The organism is Nitratireductor sp. (genome assembly GCF_017794765.1).
Classification (GTDB): domain Bacteria; phylum Pseudomonadota; class Alphaproteobacteria; order Rhizobiales; family Rhizobiaceae; genus Nitratireductor.
In genome coordinates, this window is record NZ_CP051236.1 from 1668949 (window position 1) to 1688537 (window position 19589).

The following is a 19589-nucleotide window of genomic DNA, read 5'->3' on the forward strand; positions in this document are numbered from 1 at the left end:
TTCAGGAGTGGTGTTCAGCGGTGCCTCCCAGTTCAAGACGTTCGCCGAGCACGGATGAAAGCTTGTCGATCCCCATTTCGCTGAGCGAATCCTCGTGCCAGCCACTGAGATCGAAAACCGACGATTCATCCGGCACGAAACCACGCCACCCGAACAGAAGCCGCCTTGCGCGCCGGTGCGTGGCCTGACTGCGGAAGAAGAGAACGGTTTCGCCGGAAAGCGCACGCGGACTGTAGCGCCGGGCCGCACGAACGAGATACTGGGTAACCGCTTCGGTGGTTTGCTCTTCCTCGTTCATGGCACGGGCAGGTGCGAAGCGCTCGACCAGCTTCAGCGAAAGGCTGAACTCCTTCAGGTAGGTAATCAGCGACATGCGCCCGCGTAAAAGCTTGCCGGTGAAATAGACGAGACGCTTTGCCCGTTTCTCGGTGTTCCAGCGCCAGCGCGTCATGGCCGGTTGCGAACGCACATAACCGGGTGCCCAGCTGTCGATCAGTGCGACAAAACTCACATCATGACCCTCAACACGAAGCTGCCGGGTCATCTCGGCAGCCAGGATGCCGTTGACGCACAGTCCCACCAGCGCGACGGTTTTTGGTGTGTCGCCAAGCTGCATGGCGTCCACCGCATCGCCGGCGATCTTTTCCAGCGGAAAGCCTTCGGTTTCTTCATCGATCCTCGCGTTGAACATGTGAAGATTGACGACGGAGGCATGGCCGGGAAGCGACTTCGCCATTCGGTAGTAGAGGAAGGGGTGATTGAGCGTATAGACCGCGCAGTCTCCGCTGCCCTGCCGGTAGATGGTGGTTTCCCACTCGACCGCAGCCAATGGAGAGATGTTCGGTTCTTCGATGGACGCAGTCTGAGAGCCAAAGATAGCGGACGCGAAGCCCGAGAGCGTCGGCTCCCTGAACAGGAGGGCGAGGTCAGGCTGGATGCCGAAGGCCTCGCGCACGCCGGAGAACATTCTGAGAGCCAGAAGCGAATGACCGCCCAGCGCAAAAAAATCGTCGTTTGCATCCACCCGCGGCACGTCGAGCACACGCGCCCAGATCCGGCCAAGCTCCGCCTGCCTGTCTGCCGGCGGGGCCGGGCTTCTGGCAGTAACCGGGGCAGGGACATTGACCGTGGGTGGCGGCACAGGAGAGGATACCGCCGGCAATTCCACTGCGCCGTCCGCCCGTCTCGGCAGGGAAAGAAGAACGCTGATTGCGGCGGGTAACTCTTCCTCTGGCAGCCGTTCTGCCAGATAGGCGTTCAGTTGTGCTGGAAGGGTCTCGAGCGGCACCATGAGCCCTGCACTCGGCACGACGAACGCATGGGACCGGCTGGACGGGCCGTCTCGCCGGACCGCGACATCGGCGACATCCGGGTGCGCGAGAAGCAGCGCTTCCAGCCGCGATGTCGGTTTCTGCTGCGCTTCTTTCGGCAAACTGCCGTCGCGAACCGGTCCTGACATCGCACTGATCTTCGCCTGTGGATCGTCGAGCGCAAAGGCATAGGCCTTCTGCCACAGATCGAGCAGCTCCCGCGCCGTCGCTTCGTCGAAGAGATCGGTGTTGTATTCCACCGACATGCGCCAGCCGGTCGGCCGGCCGATCATGATGAAGTTGAGATCATAGATCACGCCCGGCGATTGCGAGGGCGCGCTGATCAGCTCGAAATCGCCATAGCGCGTGTCTTCCAGAAAAGCCTTCTGCTGGTTGAAGTTGATCGAGACGAGTGGGTTGCGGGATGGATCGCGCACCGGGTTGACCAGCTCGACAAGATTGTTGAACGGCATCTTCTGGTGGTTGAGGGCAGCCCCCACGGTAGCGCTGACCCTCGAGAGGTGATCGGCAAAGCTCGACTCGTCGGCAATATCGAAACGCAGCACAAGATTATTGATGAAAACGCCGATCAGGCTCTCCAGGTCCACATCCTCGCGCCCCGCGATCTGCGTCCCGAACAGCACTTCGCGCTCGCCCGAATAGTGGTGAAGTGCAGCACTGATGACCGCCGCGCCATAGCTGAACAGCGATACGTGATGCGCCCGCGCCGCCGCCTCGATCCGCTCGCCGAATTCCAGCGGCAGCACGGCGGAAAAGATCTCCCCCCGGCTGGTTTTAACGCGCCCGCGCGGCCGGTCCGGCCTGATCTCGAAATAGGGCGCATCGCGCAACTGTTCTCGCCAGTAGGTCTTCTCCGCTTCGAAACCGTAGCTGTTGCGGTATTCTTCCTGCCACAGCGCGAAGTCGCCATACTGCAGCGCCAGCTCTGGCAGGTGCGGCGCGCGTTTCGCGTCGATGGCCGCTGCGAGTTCTCCCACTTCGCGGCCCAGAACGCGGATCGACCAGCCGTCGAAACAGCTCTGATGCGCGGTGATAAGAATGAAACCGCGCCTGTTCTCCACCATTAGCAGCGTGACGCGGAAAAGCCCCGGTTGGCCAAGGTCGAAGGGCGCTGCCGCCGTTTCCCTGCTTATCGACTGGATGCGCGCCTCGCGTTGGTCTTCCGGTACGTGGCGCAGGTCGATGACCGGCATGCGGAACTCGACCCCGCGCACCACTTGCTGCCGGGGTTGTCCATCCGTCTCCACGAAACGCGTGCGCAGGATCTCGTGTCGCCTGATGATTTGTCGGAAAGCCTCTTCGATGCTCTCGGTTCTGAAGTTCCCCCGAATCTCCCACCGCACGGCAACGTTGAGCGCGGGGCTTCCCGGATTAAGGCGATCCAGGAACCAGCAGCGCATCTGCGTCTGCGTGCAGGGAAACTCGCCGATGATGTCGCTCGCGGCGAATGCCTGCGGCCTGTGTTCAATGTCGCTCATCCGTGTGCCTCCATGCGGCGGCGCGCGCCGTGCCGGAAATCTTTCAGCGACGGCACATGCGGCTTGATCCCGTTGACCAGCTGGCTGCCCGCTTCATCGGCGATCAGCGCCAGCTCCCCGATCGTGGGGTGTTGCAGGAGGTGCCGCGCTTCCAGCGGCAGGCCGGCATCGATCATCCGGGCTGCGATGCGGAAGATGCTGAGCGAATCCGCCCCCAGCGCGTAGATGTTCTCCTCCACGCCGATTTCGGGAATGTTGAGCACGTCGCGCCAGATGGCCGAGAGTTTCTCTTCCATGGGCGTGCGCGGCGCGGTGCGGATGATGGCCGCCTCCTGCCGCGGAATGCCCTCCTTTTCCAGCGTCTTGCGGTCGAGCTTGCCATTGGCCGTCTGAGGCAGTGCTTCGGTATGGACCCAGAATGCGGGCACCATGTGGCCGGGGAGATGCGCCTTCGCATGGGCGCTCAGCGCCTTTGGGTCTGGTGGGTTCGCCGGATCATCAGGCACGGTGTGACACACAAGCTGCCGGTCGCCATTGCGGTTCACGGGGGCGACAACGGCGCACTGGCGCACGCCCTCGGCTTTTGCGATGACCGCCTCGATGTCGCCCAGCTCGATGCGGAAACCGCGCAGCTTGATCTGGTTGTCGCGGCGCCCGAGAAGCTGGAGCGACCCATCGGCCAGGCGCCGCCCCACATCTCCCGTCTTGTAGAGCCGCTGCGGAACACCACCAATCGACACATTGCGGAAAGCGGCCTGCGTCTGTTCGACATTGTTGAAATAGCCGAGGGCGAGCCCGTCGCCGCCGATGTTCAGTTCACCCGTTACGCCCACGGGCGCGAGCCGGTTGCGCGCATCCAGAATGTAAAGCTGCGTGTTGGCGATGGGGCGGCCGATGGTGATCGGCGCATCCGGATCGTCGATCCTCGCGACCGACGACCAGATCGTGGTCTCGGTCGGCCCATACATGTTCCACAATTCGCCGCCCAGTGCGCTCAGGCTCTGCGCCAGCGCTGCGGGCAGCGGTTCGCCGCCGCACAGCATCTTGAGAGATTTCCTCTCGCCGAGCCCCGCTTCGACAAGCATCTGCCAGAGCGTCGGCGTCGCCTGCAAAACCGTTGCGCCGCATTCGTCGAGACGCTCAACCAGCCGGAACCCGTCCTGCACCTCGATCCGGTCGGCGATCACCACGCGGCCACCGCAGATCAGCGGCAGGTAGAGTTCCAGCGCGGCGATGTCGAACGAAATGGTGGTGACGGCAAGCAGCGTGTCGTCTGCGGCAAAGCCGGGCTCCTTCGCCATGGAGGTGAGGAAGTTCACGAGCGCATTGTGCGGAACCTCCACGCCCTTGGGCACGCCGGTCGAGCCGGACGTGAAAATGATGTAGGCCGCAGCCTGCGTGCCATGAACCCGCTCCTCGAGCGGTGTCGCATCCCTGGCGGCAATGGCATCCCGTTCGTCATCGAGCATGATCGGGAGAACGTCATCACCGGCAAGGTCCGCGATCTTTTCATTCTTGCAGATCACCGCAGAGATTTTGGCTGCCTCCATGGTCTGCCGCAGGCGCGCTTCGGGATGGTCCGGATCGAGCGGCACATAAATGTGGTCGGCCTTCATGATCGCCAGCAGCGTCACCAGCATGTCTATCGAGCGGTCGAGCGCCACCGCGACACGGCAGCCGGGCACGAGCAGCTTTTCCTGGAGCAGGCGTGCCATTTGCCAGCTTCGCGCATCGAGTTCGCCATAGGTGATGCTTTCCTCGCCATGAGTGGCGGCAATGGCGTCGGGCGTTTCCGCCGTGCGGTCGCCAAACAGCTCGAAGGCAAAGCGCTCGTCGTCATAGGCGGCCTGCGTCTGGTTGAGCTCATAGGCAAGCCAGTCCATCTCGTCCTGAGACATGAGCGGCAGGCGCTCGATGGGCGTGCTCATATCCTTCGCAAGGGCCTCGGCGAGCGTAGCGAAATGGCCGAGCCAGCGTTCGATGGTCTCGGGATCGAACACGTCGCCATTGTAGTCGACATCGATGCGGATGCCGTCCTCGCTCTCGATCATGTTGGCGAACATGTCGAAATTCGAAAACGCCTTGGGGTTGGGGACGACATCCGCGGAAAGCCCGCCAAAATCCATTCCCTTCGTCACCCGCTCGAGGTTGAACTGAATTTCCGTCAGGGGCAGGCGGCTCGGATCGCGCTTCAGGCCAAGCTTCCGCACCAGCGTTCCATAGGTAAAGTCCTGATGCTCGAAAGCCTGAAGAACCAGTTGCTGCGTGCCCTTCAGATGCTGGGCGAAGGACCGTTCTTCATCAAGCGCCTGCCGCAGGGGCAGAAGGTTGACGCAATGGCCGACCAGCGTTTCGGCATCAAGCAGGCTCTGGCCTGCCGAAGGCACGGCGATCACGATGTCGTTGCTGCCCGAAAGCCGCCCGATCATCACTTGCATGGCTGCGAGCAGGGTGGAAAACAGTGTCGCGCCGTTCTTCGCGCCGGCCTTTTTAAGCCGCCTGTAGACATCGCCGTCGATATACGCGGTCACGGTGCCGCCGGCAAAGCTGCGCTGTTCTGGGCGCGGTCGGTCTGTCGGCATGTCCGGCAGGTCTGGCACGGTCTCGAATTGCGAGAGCCAGAACCGCTCCGTTTCTTGATTGTCTTCCGTCCGGCTCGCGCGCGTTTGCGCATAGGTTGAAAAAGCCAGTGCCGACGGCAGGTCAGGTGTGTCGCCCCGAGCAAGCGCGCTATAGGCCGTTGCCAGTTCATCGATCAGGACATTCGCCGACCAGCCATCGCAGACGATGTGATGGGCCGTGAAAACAAGCACGTGCCGGTCGTTTGAAAGCCGAACGAGTTCTGCGCGCGCCAGCGGACCGTTGACGAGATCGAAGGGGGTCCGCGCCTCGCGCTCAACGATCTGTGCAAGCGCTCCGCCATCAGAAACCTCCGTCAACGGCATGTCGATGCGGAAGTCAGGCGTCACCTCGAAATGCTTGCCCGTCCGCGCAAAACGGATGTGAAGCGCATTGTGTCGCGCAACGATAAGATCAAACGCCTTGCGGAATGCCGCTTCATCCAGCGCGCCATCGAGCGTGAGATTGAAGGATTCATTGAAGGAGCAGGAGGCTTCGTCACCGGCCTGGGCTGCAAGCCAGATTTCCTTCTGCGCTTCGGTCAGCGGTGCCTGTTGCGGCGTCTCCTGCACGGGCCTTGCGGTGGGGCGCTCCGCCCGCCCGTCATCGGCGGTCAGAATGCCGGCCCCCTGAAGCGCGTCGAGCGTCTCGCCGAAGACCGTTGCAATGCGCGAAAAGTCCTCTTCCGAATGCGCGGTCGTCAGGAAACAGGGGTAGCCGTCCTGGACATGCAGGCCCTGCATCCGCGCATAGGGATAAAACAGCGCGCCGAGCGGGTCGGCATTGCCAAAATCTGTCACGAACCAGCTCTTGTAGCCATGGATCTGCGTCGCAATCCCGCGATCCGAAAGCTGGCCGTTCAGCTCCGTGACGAGCGCTTCCGTACGGGTGGCCACCCCGTCGTAGAGCGCACGGCCTTCGCCCTTGATGTGCTCGAGCACGGCGCGTGTCGCCGCCAGCACGACAGGATGGCGCACGAATGTGCCTGCAAAGAAAGTCGGCGCGACCATTGGCACGCTGTCATCGCCATAATCCCAGTGACCGCCATCGAGCGCATCCATATACCGGCTGTTGCCGGCCAGAACGCCGATAGGCATTCCGCCGCCCAACACCTTGCCATAGGTGGCGAGGTCGCCGCGTATGCCCCAAACGGCCTGCATGCCGCCGGGGTCGACGCGGAAGCCCGTCACCACCTCATCGAAGACCAGCGCGAAATCGCGTTCCGTTGCGAGCGCGCGCAGCGCACGCACGAATTCGACCGGCTGCAGCTCCGGATGGCGGCTCTGCACCGGCTCGATGATGACGGCCGCAAGCTCGTCCGCATTGGCGCGGATCCAGTCGAGGCTCTCGACCGCGCCATAGGGCAGAACCGTGATGTTCGACAGGGAATCTGTGGGAATGCCGGCGGCTATGGGCAGGGTGCGATGCTGCCCCGCACGGCTGCGGCCCTTGACCAGAACCTCGTCGAACTGGCCGTGATAGTCGTTGCCGAAAACGACGACGCGGTTGCGGCCCGTCACGGTGCGGGCAACCCGCATGGCGGCCATCACCGCTTCCGATCCGGTGTTGCAGAAGGTGACGCGGCTGTGCCCGGTCAGTTCACTGATCAGGTCCGCCACCTCGCCGGCGAGCGGTGTCTGCGGGCCAATGGCAAAGCCCCTGTCGGTCTGGGCGCGGATCGCTTCGACCACGAAATCGGGGGCGTGGCCGAAGGCGGTTTGCCCCATGCCGTTCACGAGATCGATATATTCATTGCCGTCGATGTCCCAGATGCGCGATCCCTTCGAGCGGTCGGAGACTATCGGAAAGACCAGTTCCTTCCAGTCGGCGCGAAAGCCGGAGGCCGCGCGTGGATCGGCCAGATGCGACCGGTGTTCCTGTGTGAACGCTTTGGAGCGGGCGTTCCTCTCGCAATAGCGGGCAACCAGATCGTTGATGAAGGCGCGTTTTTCCTCCGTGAGCGCCTGTTCGCCGGCCTGCGCACCGGGCTTGTACACGCGGATGCGGCCGCCGCCGATCTCACTCTCGTCACCGCTCGTGTCCGGCGCAGGCGCGGCGGCTGGAGCCGGTGCAACCTGCGGCGCCGCCGCCGGCACGGAGCCGCCAAGCGACTGGATAGCCGCGAACTGCTGCGCGAAAAGTTGCTGCGCCATCTGCAACTGGGACTGGAAAAGCGCCTCGAGCCCATGAGGTGCCTGTGGAGTTCCATTCGCCACTGAAGATGGCGCAGCAGACGCGACGTCCGGCGTGGGGGGGACCTGAGCCACCGGAGAAGGTGACACCGCCCGCACGGCATCCGCCGGCAGTTCGGTGTCGAGGTGTCGCGCCAAATCATGAATGGTCGGAATGTTGCCGAGCAGTTCGCGGAAGGAGAGCTTGATCCTGTATTCCTTCTCTACTTTCTGAGCGAACTGGCCGATGAAGAGGGAATCGAAGCCAAGCTCCAGAAAGGTCGCTCCGGCTGCATCGTCTGGCAGGTCTTCGCCTGAAAGGTCTGAGAGCAGGGCGGTCAGGGCGCGTTCCAGTGTGGCGCGCCGGTCGGTTGTCGCAGGTGCAGCGGTCATTGGGCTCATTCCGTCTGTCGGGATTGCTTGTACCGGTGTTTCGGGCAGCGTATGGGCAAGTGCCGCATGCGCCCGGTTCTCCGGCGTCGGTGCGTCGATCCAGTGCATCTGGCGCTGGAAGGGATAGGTCGGCAGCGGAATTTTCCGCCGCGCGGTCTCTGGCAGGGCCGGCCAGTCGAGCTCGCAGCCGGCGATCCACGACCGCGCATGGGCTTCGGCGAAAACCTCCTCACCAAAGGATGCGCGGTCGTGTTCGGGCAGGGACTGGATGATGGCGGCGATGTCATCGCGCTTCAGCGTCTGCGCGGTGAAGACAGAAAGCGTGCGGCCGGGGCCGACCTCGATGAAGACGGGCCTGCGCTCGCGCGCAATGGTCGTGATGCCGTCGGCAAAGCGCACCGCATCGCGGCAGTGGCGCGCCCAGTAGGCGGGCGAAGCGCCCTGGGCGTCCGTCTGCCAGTCGCCGCTCACACAGGAAATGTAGGGAATGGTGGATGGACCGTATTCGACCTTTGCCGTCTCTTCTTCGAGCGCCCTGGCAGCCTCATCCATCATGGCCGAATGGAAGGCATGGGAGGTGTGCAACAGGCTATAGGCGATGCCCGCGGCGTCAAGCGCTGCGCATGTCTCATCCATCGCGTCGAACGTGCCGGAGATGACGCTGAGCTTCGGTGCATTGATGGCGGCGATTTCTACCCCGTCGCAAAGATGCGCGGCCACCGTTTCCGTATCCGCTCGCACGGAAACCATGGCGCCCGTCGGCTGGCTCTGCATCAGCCGCCCGCGCGTTGCGACGAGCCCGAGCGCATCCTCGAAGCGCATCGTGCCCGAAAGCGTGGCCGCAACGAATTCGCCCACGCTGTGGCCGATCATGGCGTCGGGTACCAGGCCACGGCTCATCCAGAGCTTTGCCGTCGCATATTCGACGAGAAAGAGTGCGGGCTGGGCAATCTGCGTATCGCGTAGTGCTTCGGAAAGCTCTTCCGGCGCGTCGCCTTCCGGCAACCGGATGAAATCGCGAATGTCGCGGCCAATCAGAGGCTCAAGAAGATCAGCACCCTTGTCGATCCATTCGGCAAAGACCGGTTCGGTCCCATAAAGCGCGCCGCCCATGCCCACATGCTGCGCGCCCTGTCCGGGAAACATGAAGACCACGGGCGGCGCATCCTGTGCTGCCTCGCCGCTGATCGGGCGTTCTGCTTCAAGCGCAGCAATCGCTTCGTCGCGCGTGCACGCAATGACAGCCGTTCGGTGCGAAAAAGCATGCCGCCCCTGCTGCAGCGTGTGCGCCACGGTGGCGAGCGGCTCTGTGCTCTCGCGCAGAGCTTCGGCCAAATTCTTGCGCATGGCGGCGAGCGCCGCCTCGTTTCGCGCCGAAAGCGGGAGAATGACCGCTCGGCCGGGCGATGTCTCCGAAAGAACATCTCTGTCGGGCGCCTGTTCGAGCACCACATGTGCATTGGTGCCGCCCACCCCGAACGAGCTGACACCGGCGCGGCGCTTTGCGCCCGCCGCTTCCCACGCTACGAGTTCGGTTGGAATGCGGAACGGACTGTTTTCCAGTGCCATATGCGGGTTGGGCGACACGAAATTCGCCACCGGCGGGATTTCGCCGTCGCGCACCACGAGTGCCGCCTTGATCAGACCCGTCACGCCTGCGGCTGCATCCAGATGGCCGATATTGCCCTTTACGGAGCCGAGCGCGCAGTGGCCTTCAGTGCCATCGCCGCCAAAAGCGTTCATCAGACCGTTGAATTCGATGGGGTCGCCGAGCGGCGTGGCAGTGCCATGGCATTCCACATAACCGATGCTTTCGGGGTCTATGCCTGCACTCGCAAGCGCGCCTGCAATCGCGTCGGCCTGTCCCGAAACGCTGGGTGCGGTATAGCCCACCTTGTCCGCGCCATCATTGTTGACGCCATAGCCGCGAATGACGGCATGGATCGTGTCGCCTTCGTCGATGGCGTCTTCGAGCCGTTTCAGAAGCACCACGCCGCCGCCGCTGCCGAAAACCGTGCCGCCTGCCTGCGCATCGAAGGGCCGGCAGAAACCGTCCGGCGAAACCATGCCGCCTTCCATGTGGATATAGCCGCGTTTCTGCGGCACCGAGATCGACACGCCGCCCGCCAGCGCCATGTCGCAGCCATAGGTCAAAAGGTTCTGGCAGGCCTGCGTCACCGCCAGGAGCGATGTGGAACAGGCCGACTGGATGGTGAAGGCCGGCCCTTTCAGGTCGAGCTTGTAGGCCACACGCGTCGCCAGCGTGTCGTTGATCGCGCCCACCAGTTCGTTGAACATGTCGACCTGATAGCCGGAGGTGAAGGCTTCGGCCTTTTTCCGGTCCGACAGGATGTTGTTGATGAGATAGGTGCTCATCGCCGAGCCGGCGAAGACGCCGATCGACTGTTTCGCGGCAAAAGGATCGCAGCCCGCGCTTTCCAGCGCTTCCCAGCAGATTTCCAGAAACAGCCGGAACTGCGGGTCGAGCACCGCCGCCTCGCGCGGATACATGCCGAAGAATTCCGCATCGAACATGCCCACATCGTCCAGATAGGGGCGGGAGGGCACATAGTCCGGCGAGGCGCGCGTCGCCTCGTCATAGGCGTCCTCGATTTCATCGGCTGCAAAGGTGCGGAAGGCGTGTCGCCCCTCGCGCACCATCTGCCACAGCGCATCGACCGAGGGCGCACCGGGAAACCGCCCGGCCATGCCGATGATGGCAACGCTGCCGATGCCCTCATCCAGTTCCGTCTCAGTCCCCATCGGCTGAGGCTGCATTGGAATATGCTCGCTCATTGTCTGCTCCGACGAAACTGCGACATGCCCCGTTTCTGCCGCGCAGCGCGGCTGCGGGCAGCAGCGCTTTGTTGAACGCTACCGGGTGTATTCTCGAGGAACCGCGCCAGACTGCGGATTTTCGGGTGTTCGAAAACGCTCACCACGTCGATGCTGCGGCCAAGCTCCTGTTCCAGCGCCGCATGCACCCGCATGAGCTGCATCGAGGTCCCGCCGAGATCGAAGAAATTCTGATCCAGGCCGCCCGTGTCGATGCCAAGCACCCTGCGCCAGTGACGCGCGATGATGGCTTCCATCCCTTCTGCCGCTGCCATCGCCGCCGGTGCTTCGGTCGGGGCCGGCAGGCGGGAGCGGTCGACCTTGCCGGCGCGGTTCATGGGGAATTCCTGCAGGACGATGGCCCGGCCCGGCACCATATGGGCAGGCAGGACACCCTTCAGACGTCGAAAAACCGCCGCGGCAAGATCAGTCTCGTCGAGCCCGGCCACAGTCTTTGGACGCAGATAGGCGACCAGTCGCTTTGCCGATCCGGCCTGATGGCACTCGACCACGGCATCGGCCAGATGGCCGTCGCGGCGCAGCGCATTTTCAATTTCATCGAGCTCGATGCGCTTGCCGTCGATCTTCACTTGTCGGTCACGCCGCCCTCGAAAATGCAGAAGTCCGTCCGCGTCCATCACGGCCCTGTCGCCGGTCAGATAACAGCGCAGGCTTTCGCCATTCTTCGCGGTAATCGCAACGAAACGCTCCTGCGTCAGCTCCGGTCGGTTCAGATAGCCGATGGCGAGCCCGTCGCCGGAAACTGCAAGCTGCCCTTCCTGTCCCGCCGGAAGTACGTTGAGGTCATCGTCGAGAATATGCGTCCCGTTGTTGGCGATGGAGTAACCGATGGGAACGGTATCCCCCGCGAAATCTGCCGGAATTTGGAATGCCGAAGCCATGCATGAAACTTCCGTCGGACCGTAGACATTGGTGAGAACGCAACCGGGACGGGCCGAAAGAAACCTTCGCGCATGATCGCTCGAGGCCACTTCTCCTCCGAAAAGGACATGCCGCAGCGAGGTAAGCTTTCCGCTGGGATGATCGACGAGAAGGTTGAAGAGCCCGGTGGTGAGCAGCATCACCGAGACGCGCTCCCTGTCGATCGTATCCGCGACGCGTTGCATGGAAAGCGTGCGGTCTGCGATGCCTGCGAGCCGCGCTCCGTTCAGGAGCGCTCCCCAGATCTCGAACGTGGCAGCATCGAAGGAGATCGTCGCCGTATGCAGCACCACGTCATTCGGGCGGAATTCGACAAAGTTCTGGTCGCACACCAGCCGCTGGATGCCGCGATGCGGTATGACGACGCCTTTTGGACGCCCCGTCGAGCCCGACGTGTACATCACATAGGCCGCGTCCCCGCCGCCGATGGATGGAAAAGCCACTCTCAGCTCGTCGCCTGCCGGTTCTGAAAGCGCATTGTCCGTATCGACAAGGGAACCTCGCGCTATAGGCAGACTGGCAGCGAGTGAAGCACTGTCCCGATCGATCATGAGTGCGCGCGGCGCGCTGTCCTCGACCATGTAGGAAAGGTGATCGACGGGATAGGCCGGGTCGAACGGGGCATAGGCTGCCCCCGCCTTGAGGATCGCCAGCTTGGCGATCAGTGTCTTTGCGGCACGGGGCAGAAGAAGACCGACGATGTCCCCCTTGCGCACCCCCATGGCGATAAGGCGGGCAGCGAGTTTGGAAGCCGTACGGTCAAGCACGCCATACGTCATCTCCACACCGCCGAACGAGATGGCCGTCGCATTCGGTTTGATGCGCGCGATCTCCGCCACGATGTGGTGCACCGCGACATCGCGGTCATAGGCGCGGCGTGCCGCTGGCCGTGTGGTGTGACCGGTGCCATTGAGGCCCGGTCGCTCAGCGTGTTGCTGTTTGTGATGCATGTAGACGCCCCGCCCGAAAAAGCCCGCGCCTATGTTTCAAGCATCCGAAAACGCTCACTGATTATAGGGGAGGCGCGGGAAAGAATTGGTTCTCATGCCTTCGAGAAGAAGGATTTCACGCAGGTCGACAAAGAGACAGATGGCCATCTGGATGATCTGCGGGTCGACCGGATGTCTTGTGCTTTTGTGCGTATAGACCATTCGGCGGGGAGGGTATTGGGAGACGGACGATGCCTATCCCAAAGCATTAGAAATCTCAGTCGAGGCGGTAAGCCCGCACATAGTCGACGATCATGTGCGAAGGGTCTGGAGTGGCGTTCTTCGTTGGTCCGTCCACCAGGGCGAGATTGAGTAGAATATAAAGTGGCTGCCTGTGTTCCGGCTGGGTCTCTGTCTTCCAGAGGAATTCACGGTCGAAGTAAAAACGGATCCAGTCGGGGTCCACCTTCACCCCATATGTGTGAAACGCCCTGGGCATCGCCTCCACGAAGACCGCGTTGCGATGAAAGCGCGAATAATGGCGTCCGTCCCGATGCCACACATGCACCACCGAGGAATAGCCGTCGGGTTTGTCGCCGTAGAACTCGAAAATGTCGATCTCAGCAGTTGCCTTCGAGCGATCCTTGCCAATAAGCCAGAAGGCTGGCCAGACACCCGGCCCCTCTGGCAATTGGGCGCGCATTTCGAAATAACCGTATTGCTGTGAAAACCCGTTGCCGTCCGGGTCCACCGAGGCGAGCAGTCCCGATTGCCAGTCGCCTTCCGGATCCCGCTTTGCTTCAATGCGCAATTTGCCGTCCACAATACGGAACGGCGATCGCTCACCGGGATTGGCAAAGCGCGCGCCGCCGAAATCTCCCGCCCATGGTGTGTGTGCGATCCAACGCGTACCCGGTCCCCAGGCCGAAACGTCAAGTGTGGAGAAATCCTCGTCGAAGGAGACCTGCATTGCCCCCACATTCAACATGTCAGCCGGGGTTGGGAATTGATCCTCGGCGCGGGACGAGGCTGGTGCAATTGCGGTGACAAGAGGCACGCTTAAAACCGCCGCGCCGCCGACGAGTGCGCGCCGGCGTGTGAGACGAGGCGGTTTTCCGGTGGCGAACGGCAATGCAGCTACCTCCTGTCAGACAGAATAGCATTGCCCTGGTTCGCCTCGGAACTCGTCCAAATGCTGCCCTACTGGCCATAAGTGGTACCCGGCACAACGGGACGCTCAATCGCTTGCGTGGTATTCTTAGCCGGTTTTACGCCGCCTTTGCGGCTAAAGGCGAGGCGCCCCATGCGCATCGAACTGTTGGGATTTTTATCGCTGTTTCTTGGGGCGGTCGTGCTTGTTTCACCGCCTCGGCTGGCCTTTTACGTCATCGTCGTGTCGACCCTGTTTGGTGCTGCAGCCGCTTTCAGCGTACCGGGTCTGGGCGGGGCTTCGATTCTCGTTCCCAGTCTCCTGCTCGCCTTTTATTGTCTGCGTTTTTTCATGGCTTTCGGCGAAAAACCGGTTTTTGCGGCGGTATCTTCGGCGTCGCCCGGCATCTGGTTGTTGCTGCTCACCGTCTACGGGGTGTTCTCGGCACTTTTTCTGCCCCGTCTGATGGAGGGCGTGACGGACACGATGATCGTGCTTCGGTCCTCGGCTGGCCACCGGATCATCGATCTCACGCCGTTGTCATTCTCCAGCAACAATATCACCCAAACGATCTATGCGCTGGGCGGCCTCTTCTGCTTCGCTTTTACCTTTGCCTATCTCAAATGCGGCGGCACCGCCCGCGACGTGATCAACGCGATGCTGTTTCTCGGTGTCGCCAATCTCGTCTTTGCGGTTCTCGACGTGGTTACATACCGAACAGGCACGGCGCATTTATTCGATTTCATTCGCACCGCCAATTATGCCCTGCTGACCGGGTCGGAGAAGGCGGGTTTCAAACGCATATCCGGGACGTTTCCCGAGGCCTCGGCCTTCGCCGGTTACACCATTGTGCTGTTTGCATTTACAGCCAGTTTGTGGATCGACCGTATGCGCACGGTGGCTACCGGGCTTGTCGCCGGATTGCTCTTGCTTGCACTTCTTCTCTCGACGTCGACAACGGCGTTGGTCAGCCTCGCCATGGTGCTGGTCTTTCTTGTCTGGCGGGCATTGCCGGCGTCCTATGGAAGACATGCCACTGGCCGCCCTGCTGCCATTGCACTTGGGCTTCTGGTCGTGCCGCTCTCGTTCATGCTGGTTCTCGTGCTGATGCCGGAGTTCGCGAAGGCCGTGCAGGAATTTCTCGATGAGACGCTTTACTCCAAACTCAACAGCCAGTCTGCGCGTGAGCGCATGCAATGGAATGCGGTGGCTTTTCAGGTCTTTCTCGATACATGGGGATGGGGTGCGGGGCTCGGCAGCGCGCGTGCCTCAAGCTATGCGCTCGTACTCCTGTCGAATGTAGGCTTGATCGGCACTATCCTGTTCGCCCTTTTCATAGGCAACACACTGACAATGAAGAGCGCCGGCGGGGCCCAGGAGCACACCACGATGCGGGCCGCCAAGGCGGGTGTATTCGCGGGGCTGTGCGAGGCGATGATCTCGGGAACCGTCTACGATCTGGGGCTTCTCTTTTTCGTTCTGGCAGGCAGCGCCGCTGCGCTGCGCTGGGTGCCTGCGGAAGCACGGGGACACCGACCGGGCGCGGCGGAGGCGGTGCCATGAGGATCGTCATATTCAATGTCCGGTACCTGTCTCTTATACACATCTAGATGTGTATAAGAGACAGATCTGGGGCTTCTCTTTTTCGTTCTGGCAGGCAGCGCCGCTGCGCTGCGCTGGGTGCCTGCGGAAGCACGGGGACACCGACCGGGCGCGGCGGAGGCGGTGCCATGAGGATCGTCATATTCAATGTCCGGTACAGCCCAAATCTCGGAGATGGAATTCTGGCCGAATGTCTGGAGCGGCAATTGGGTTTTGCTTTGCCCGGCGCTGAAATCGAAACCCTGGATCTGGCCGGGCGCACGTCCTACGGGGCTGAGGACACGGGGCGTTCGCAAGCCCTGCGCCTCTTGCAGACCATGCCTCCGCCCCTCCGCCGCATGGTCGTTGAGCGCGTGATCGGTTCAAGGTTGTCCGCTCTACGAGATATTTGGCGGCAAAAGATTGCCGGGGCTGATGCGGTGATCATCGGGGGCGGCAATCTCTTTCAGGATGATGATCTGAATTTCCCTTTGAAAATCGCGCAGGTGCTGGAGCTTTGCTGTGAGGAGGGGCGCCCGGTTGCGGTTCACGCCGTCGGGGTCGGGAGACACTGGTCGCGCCGTGCTGCCATGCTCTTCGAAACGCTCCGCAGATGCAGACTCATTCGTGTGACCGTGCGCGATCCTGGGGCGCGGCAGAACTGGAAGGAGCATTTTCCCGACTGGCCAAGTCCGGGCATTGCGCCCGACCCGGCACTGACGCTGGCACCGGCACGTTATGCCGTGCGCACGCACGTTCGTCCGCTGGTCGGTTTGTGTGTGACGAATCCACTTGTTCTCAAGCGGCACGCCGGCCCGAGGCGGGATGTACCTCTGGCGACCGTGGCGGACTATTTTGCTCTGGCTGACACACTGCTGGGTGCTGGGTGCGATGTGCTTTTTTTCACCAACGGTGCGGTGGAGGATCAGGCCTGTCTGGAGCAGATCGAGAACAAGCATGCCCAAACGGAAGTCGCAGGCTCCGCCCGATGCCGCTTTGCCAGGCGGCCGCGCACCCCGCAGGAACTGATGGCCCTGATCGGCACACTCGACGTGGTGGCTGCCCACCGGCTGCATGCCTGCATCACGGCCTATGCGCTGGGTATTCCTCCGGTCGGTCTCGGATGGGATGAGAAGGTGGAATCCTTCTTCCGGATGATCGACCGTGAACCTTTTTTCGTCCCGGCGCACAGAGGAGGGGTAGGAAACATTTCTGAGCGCGTTCTGGCAGTGTCAGGACAAAAAGGTGATGCTCTCTTCCGGCACCACTGCAAGGAAAAAGCAAGGGAGGCAATCGAGTGTCTGGCAGAAGAACTGAAGCGATCGTCCCGCAGGCCGCAACGTGAAACGGCGTGAGGATCAAGCACCGGATTGGGTGGGTGACGGCGAAGCCGTTGCGCACGAGAACATCGTTTGTCGCTCAAGTGATGCTGGTTCGTGTCGTCCACGTTGCAAGCCAGCTAACGTATTTGTGATTTGGGCAAAGAGCTGTGTTGTCTAGTGTTATTCCGGTCCCGGTGCAGAATTTTCTGGAGTATTATCGACCGCTGGGGACTATAAGCAGAGCTGGGGTTCTTGATGGAACATCTAAACCTCGGGTATTTGTCCCATGAGTACTTCGGGTTGCAACGGTAGCAAATCCGCGAGTGGTCGGGCGCGCAGGATGCGGGGTAGTATGCCGGTTGGGGGCACCGAAAATTACAGGGAGATCCTGCATTATCTGGAGGCCGAAACGGCTCGCGGCATGTTCGGCATGGGGGCGAACAAGTCGAGCCGCTCCGGATTGCGCAAGCGCATCTACTCAAGCGGTGACACGATTGCTGATATGGATGGCCAGAAGCGCGCCGTCCTTCTGGTGGTCTCTGGCTGGGTTTCCAACGGGAAGGAGCTTGAAGACGGCTCACGCACAGTTGTCGACTTTTCCCTGACCGGTGATGTCATCACGGTCGGGACCACCGAGTGGGCGCGAGAGGAGGTGAGGGCACTTACGGCCGTCACACTCTTTGAATTTCCTGGCGCGATCTACGAGAATCTGTCGACCTACCCGCGTCATGTGCGCGAGTTCGTTCTCAAGGGAATGGCGCGGCGTTACGCACGCGCGGCGGAACATTTTGTCAACATCAGCCGGCGTGGCGCGTTCGAGAGAGTGGCGCATCTTCTTCTCGAACTCTCGTTTCGCGTCGGCGTGTATGAGGGGCAGGGCGCGAGCTCCTTCGCCTGCCCTCTGACTCAGGTGGACCTGGGTGACGCTCTCGGTCTCTCGGTCGTGCACGTCAATCGTGTTTTGAGGAAGCTTCGCGAAAGCGGCTACGTGTCCTTCCGCAGCGGCGTGGTGACGTTTCAGAACCGCGCGGGGCTGATCGAGGCCACAGGCTTCGAAGGGTCCTACCTTGCGATTGCTGATCCCCTCGTGTCCTGAAATCTATTCTTTATCTCGACAGTATAACTGGTTATATCAGCTTGAATGAAATGCCTGTGATTACACCCTCTGGGTGCTTGCCAGGCCTGACGCGGCTTCATGTAGACTGTAAAAACCGAATACAGATGCGGTGCTGAGTGGCCAGAAAACCAGCCTTTGCAGTCAAACCGGGCAATATATTCCGGAGATATCCGGATTTTTCAATTTCTGATGGCAAGTTTCGCGCTGCACAACTTTAATAAAGTAATTCGCAGTTATAATCATATTGAATGATTCCTGCATAAAATTGATCCATGTTAATGCAAAATGTCCCCAATCGTGGGGATAATAAATCTCCAAGTGATAATCCTGTTGAGGGCCTCTGAGAGGGGTTCGCGCCGCCGTTAAACTTTTCGGTGGAGGGTGGGTCGTGCGATAAGAACAAGAATGCGCTTCTCCAATATCACTGGGGTTTGTCTTGGGTGAGTGTTGGGGAGCATAGTCATGGAACATGCGAAGATAGGACAGAACAGCAGCAATAACCTACACGGAATAATGAAAGCATCGGCTGGCGCGCTGGCAGCGCCCGCCCCGGAAGAGTGGGACGAAGCACGAGACGAAAAGGATCGGGAACTCGTCCTTTTGATTGACCCCAGGGTGTTGGACAGGGAGTGTCTGGCCCGCAGTCTGGAAACGCAGAACCCGTCTCTCGACATTTTCGCCGTCGGATCTTCGGACGAGTGGCACAGGATCGCCGGGGGGCGTCAGCCCAAGGCTGTCCTGCTTATCGTCGGCAGCCGCAAGATTACCGAACAGGGTATCTGCAACGAAATCCACGATCTTGCCGAAGAATTCGAAGATCAACCGGTCATCGTGATTGCCGATACGGACGATCTGGGTCAGATCCTCAAGGCTCTGGAAGCCGGTGCCAAGGGGTACATACCCAGCAATGTCGGCGTCGATGTCGCCGCGGAAGCCATTCTTCTGGCACGGGCTGGCGGTGTTTTCGTTCCTGCCAGCGGTGTTCTGGCGATGCGCGATGTGATCAACTCGAACAGCAGTAGGGTGGTCGGGCTCGGAAATCTCTTCACCGCCCGCGAGGCAGAGGTGGCCGAGGCACTCCGGCGCGGCAAGGCCAACAAGATCATCGCCTATGAACTGCAGCTATGTGAAAGCACGGTCAAAGTGCATATTCGCAATATCATGAAAAAGCTCAATGCGACCAACAGAACCGAGGTCGCCTATAAAATTCGTGAAATGCAGTCCTGACGGCCACGAAGCACGACCATAATGGTCTAGCGAAACACTCAGGCCAGCAAACGTCTTTGGGTCGGTCGAAAGATCGGCCCTTTTTTTGTCCTTCAGTCTTCGAGATTCACATAAGTCTCTGGCGTGAAGCGCGGTGTGCAGACGCAATAGAACTCCAGATCCTCTGTTCCGGTGTTGACGATGCGCTGCGCCGCACCAGCCGGAATGATTGCCTGGTCTCCAACGGACAGGGCCTGCCGCTCCCCGTCGATCTCCACAACACCCTCGCCCCTGCGCACGACATAGCGCTCGCACACGCCTGTCAAACTGTGCAACTGGGTGGTCACACCAGGCTCGACTCGAGCGATCGCCAGTGAGGTTTCGGGCGAGACGGGCGTGTTCATCAACTCGGTGATGAAGCACCGTTCCTCCGTCCAGAACTCCGCCTCACCGGCATTTTTCACAAACCATGAAGGGGACATGACCAACCTCGTTCACTCAAACTTCCACAATGA

At 61.2% G+C, this 19589-nt stretch carries 9 protein-coding genes; 4 read left to right on the forward strand and 5 right to left on the reverse strand.

Annotation, left to right across the window (positions count from 1 at the left end; translation table 11 throughout):
• Position 1: 1 nt before the first annotated feature.
• The 4 genes from HF949_RS07895 to HF949_RS07910 all read right to left on the reverse strand — a co-directional run bounded on the left by HF949_RS07895 (position 2) and on the right by HF949_RS07910 (position 13830).
• Positions 2-2809, reverse strand: coding sequence for a condensation domain-containing protein (locus tag HF949_RS07895; RefSeq protein ID WP_292899659.1), 2808 nt, complete (start codon positions 2807-2809; stop codon positions 2-4).
• Positions 2806-10788 (reverse strand): non-ribosomal peptide synthetase/type I polyketide synthase, encoded by a 7983-nt coding sequence (locus HF949_RS07900; protein WP_292899661.1) that lies wholly within the window; start codon positions 10786-10788, stop codon positions 2806-2808. The genes HF949_RS07895 and HF949_RS07900 overlap by 4 nt, the downstream gene beginning before the upstream one ends.
• Positions 10785-12719, reverse strand: a complete 1935-nt coding sequence (locus HF949_RS07905; protein ID WP_292899662.1) for a non-ribosomal peptide synthetase — start codon at positions 12717-12719, stop codon at positions 10785-10787. The genes HF949_RS07900 and HF949_RS07905 overlap by 4 nt, the downstream gene beginning before the upstream one ends.
• Before the next feature lie 256 nt (positions 12720-12975).
• The gene (locus tag HF949_RS07910) at positions 12976-13830 is read right to left on the reverse strand and encodes a glycoside hydrolase family 16 protein (protein WP_292899664.1); all 855 of its coding nucleotides are present in this window, start codon (positions 13828-13830) and stop codon (positions 12976-12978) included.
• Between the two features lie 171 nt (positions 13831-14001).
• Between HF949_RS07910 and HF949_RS07915 the strand changes: the two genes are divergently transcribed.
• The 4 genes from HF949_RS07915 (at position 14002) to HF949_RS07930 (ending at position 19095) form a co-directional block, all read left to right on the forward strand.
• Positions 14002-15411 (forward strand): hypothetical protein, encoded by a 1410-nt coding sequence (locus tag HF949_RS07915; RefSeq protein ID WP_292899666.1) that lies wholly within the window; start codon positions 14002-14004, stop codon positions 15409-15411.
• 167 nt (positions 15412-15578) lie between these two features.
• Positions 15579-16784 (forward strand): polysaccharide pyruvyl transferase family protein, encoded by a 1206-nt coding sequence (locus tag HF949_RS07920; RefSeq protein ID WP_292899668.1) that lies wholly within the window; start codon positions 15579-15581, stop codon positions 16782-16784.
• Between the two features lie 319 nt (positions 16785-17103).
• Positions 17104-17847, forward strand: a complete 744-nt coding sequence (locus HF949_RS07925; protein WP_292899670.1) for a Crp/Fnr family transcriptional regulator — start codon at positions 17104-17106, stop codon at positions 17845-17847.
• A gap of 534 nt (positions 17848-18381) precedes the next feature.
• Positions 18382-19095 carry a response regulator transcription factor gene (locus tag HF949_RS07930; protein ID WP_292899672.1) on the forward strand — a complete coding sequence of 238 codons (714 nt, stop codon included), beginning with the start codon at positions 18382-18384 and terminating at the stop codon, positions 19093-19095.
• Positions 19096-19187: 92 nt separating this feature from the next.
• Here the strand turns inward: HF949_RS07930 and HF949_RS07935 are convergent, their stop codons facing one another.
• The gene (locus tag HF949_RS07935; protein ID WP_292899674.1) at positions 19188-19556 is read right to left on the reverse strand and encodes a cupin domain-containing protein; all 369 of its coding nucleotides are present in this window, start codon (positions 19554-19556) and stop codon (positions 19188-19190) included.
• Positions 19557-19589: the final 33 nt, after the last annotated feature.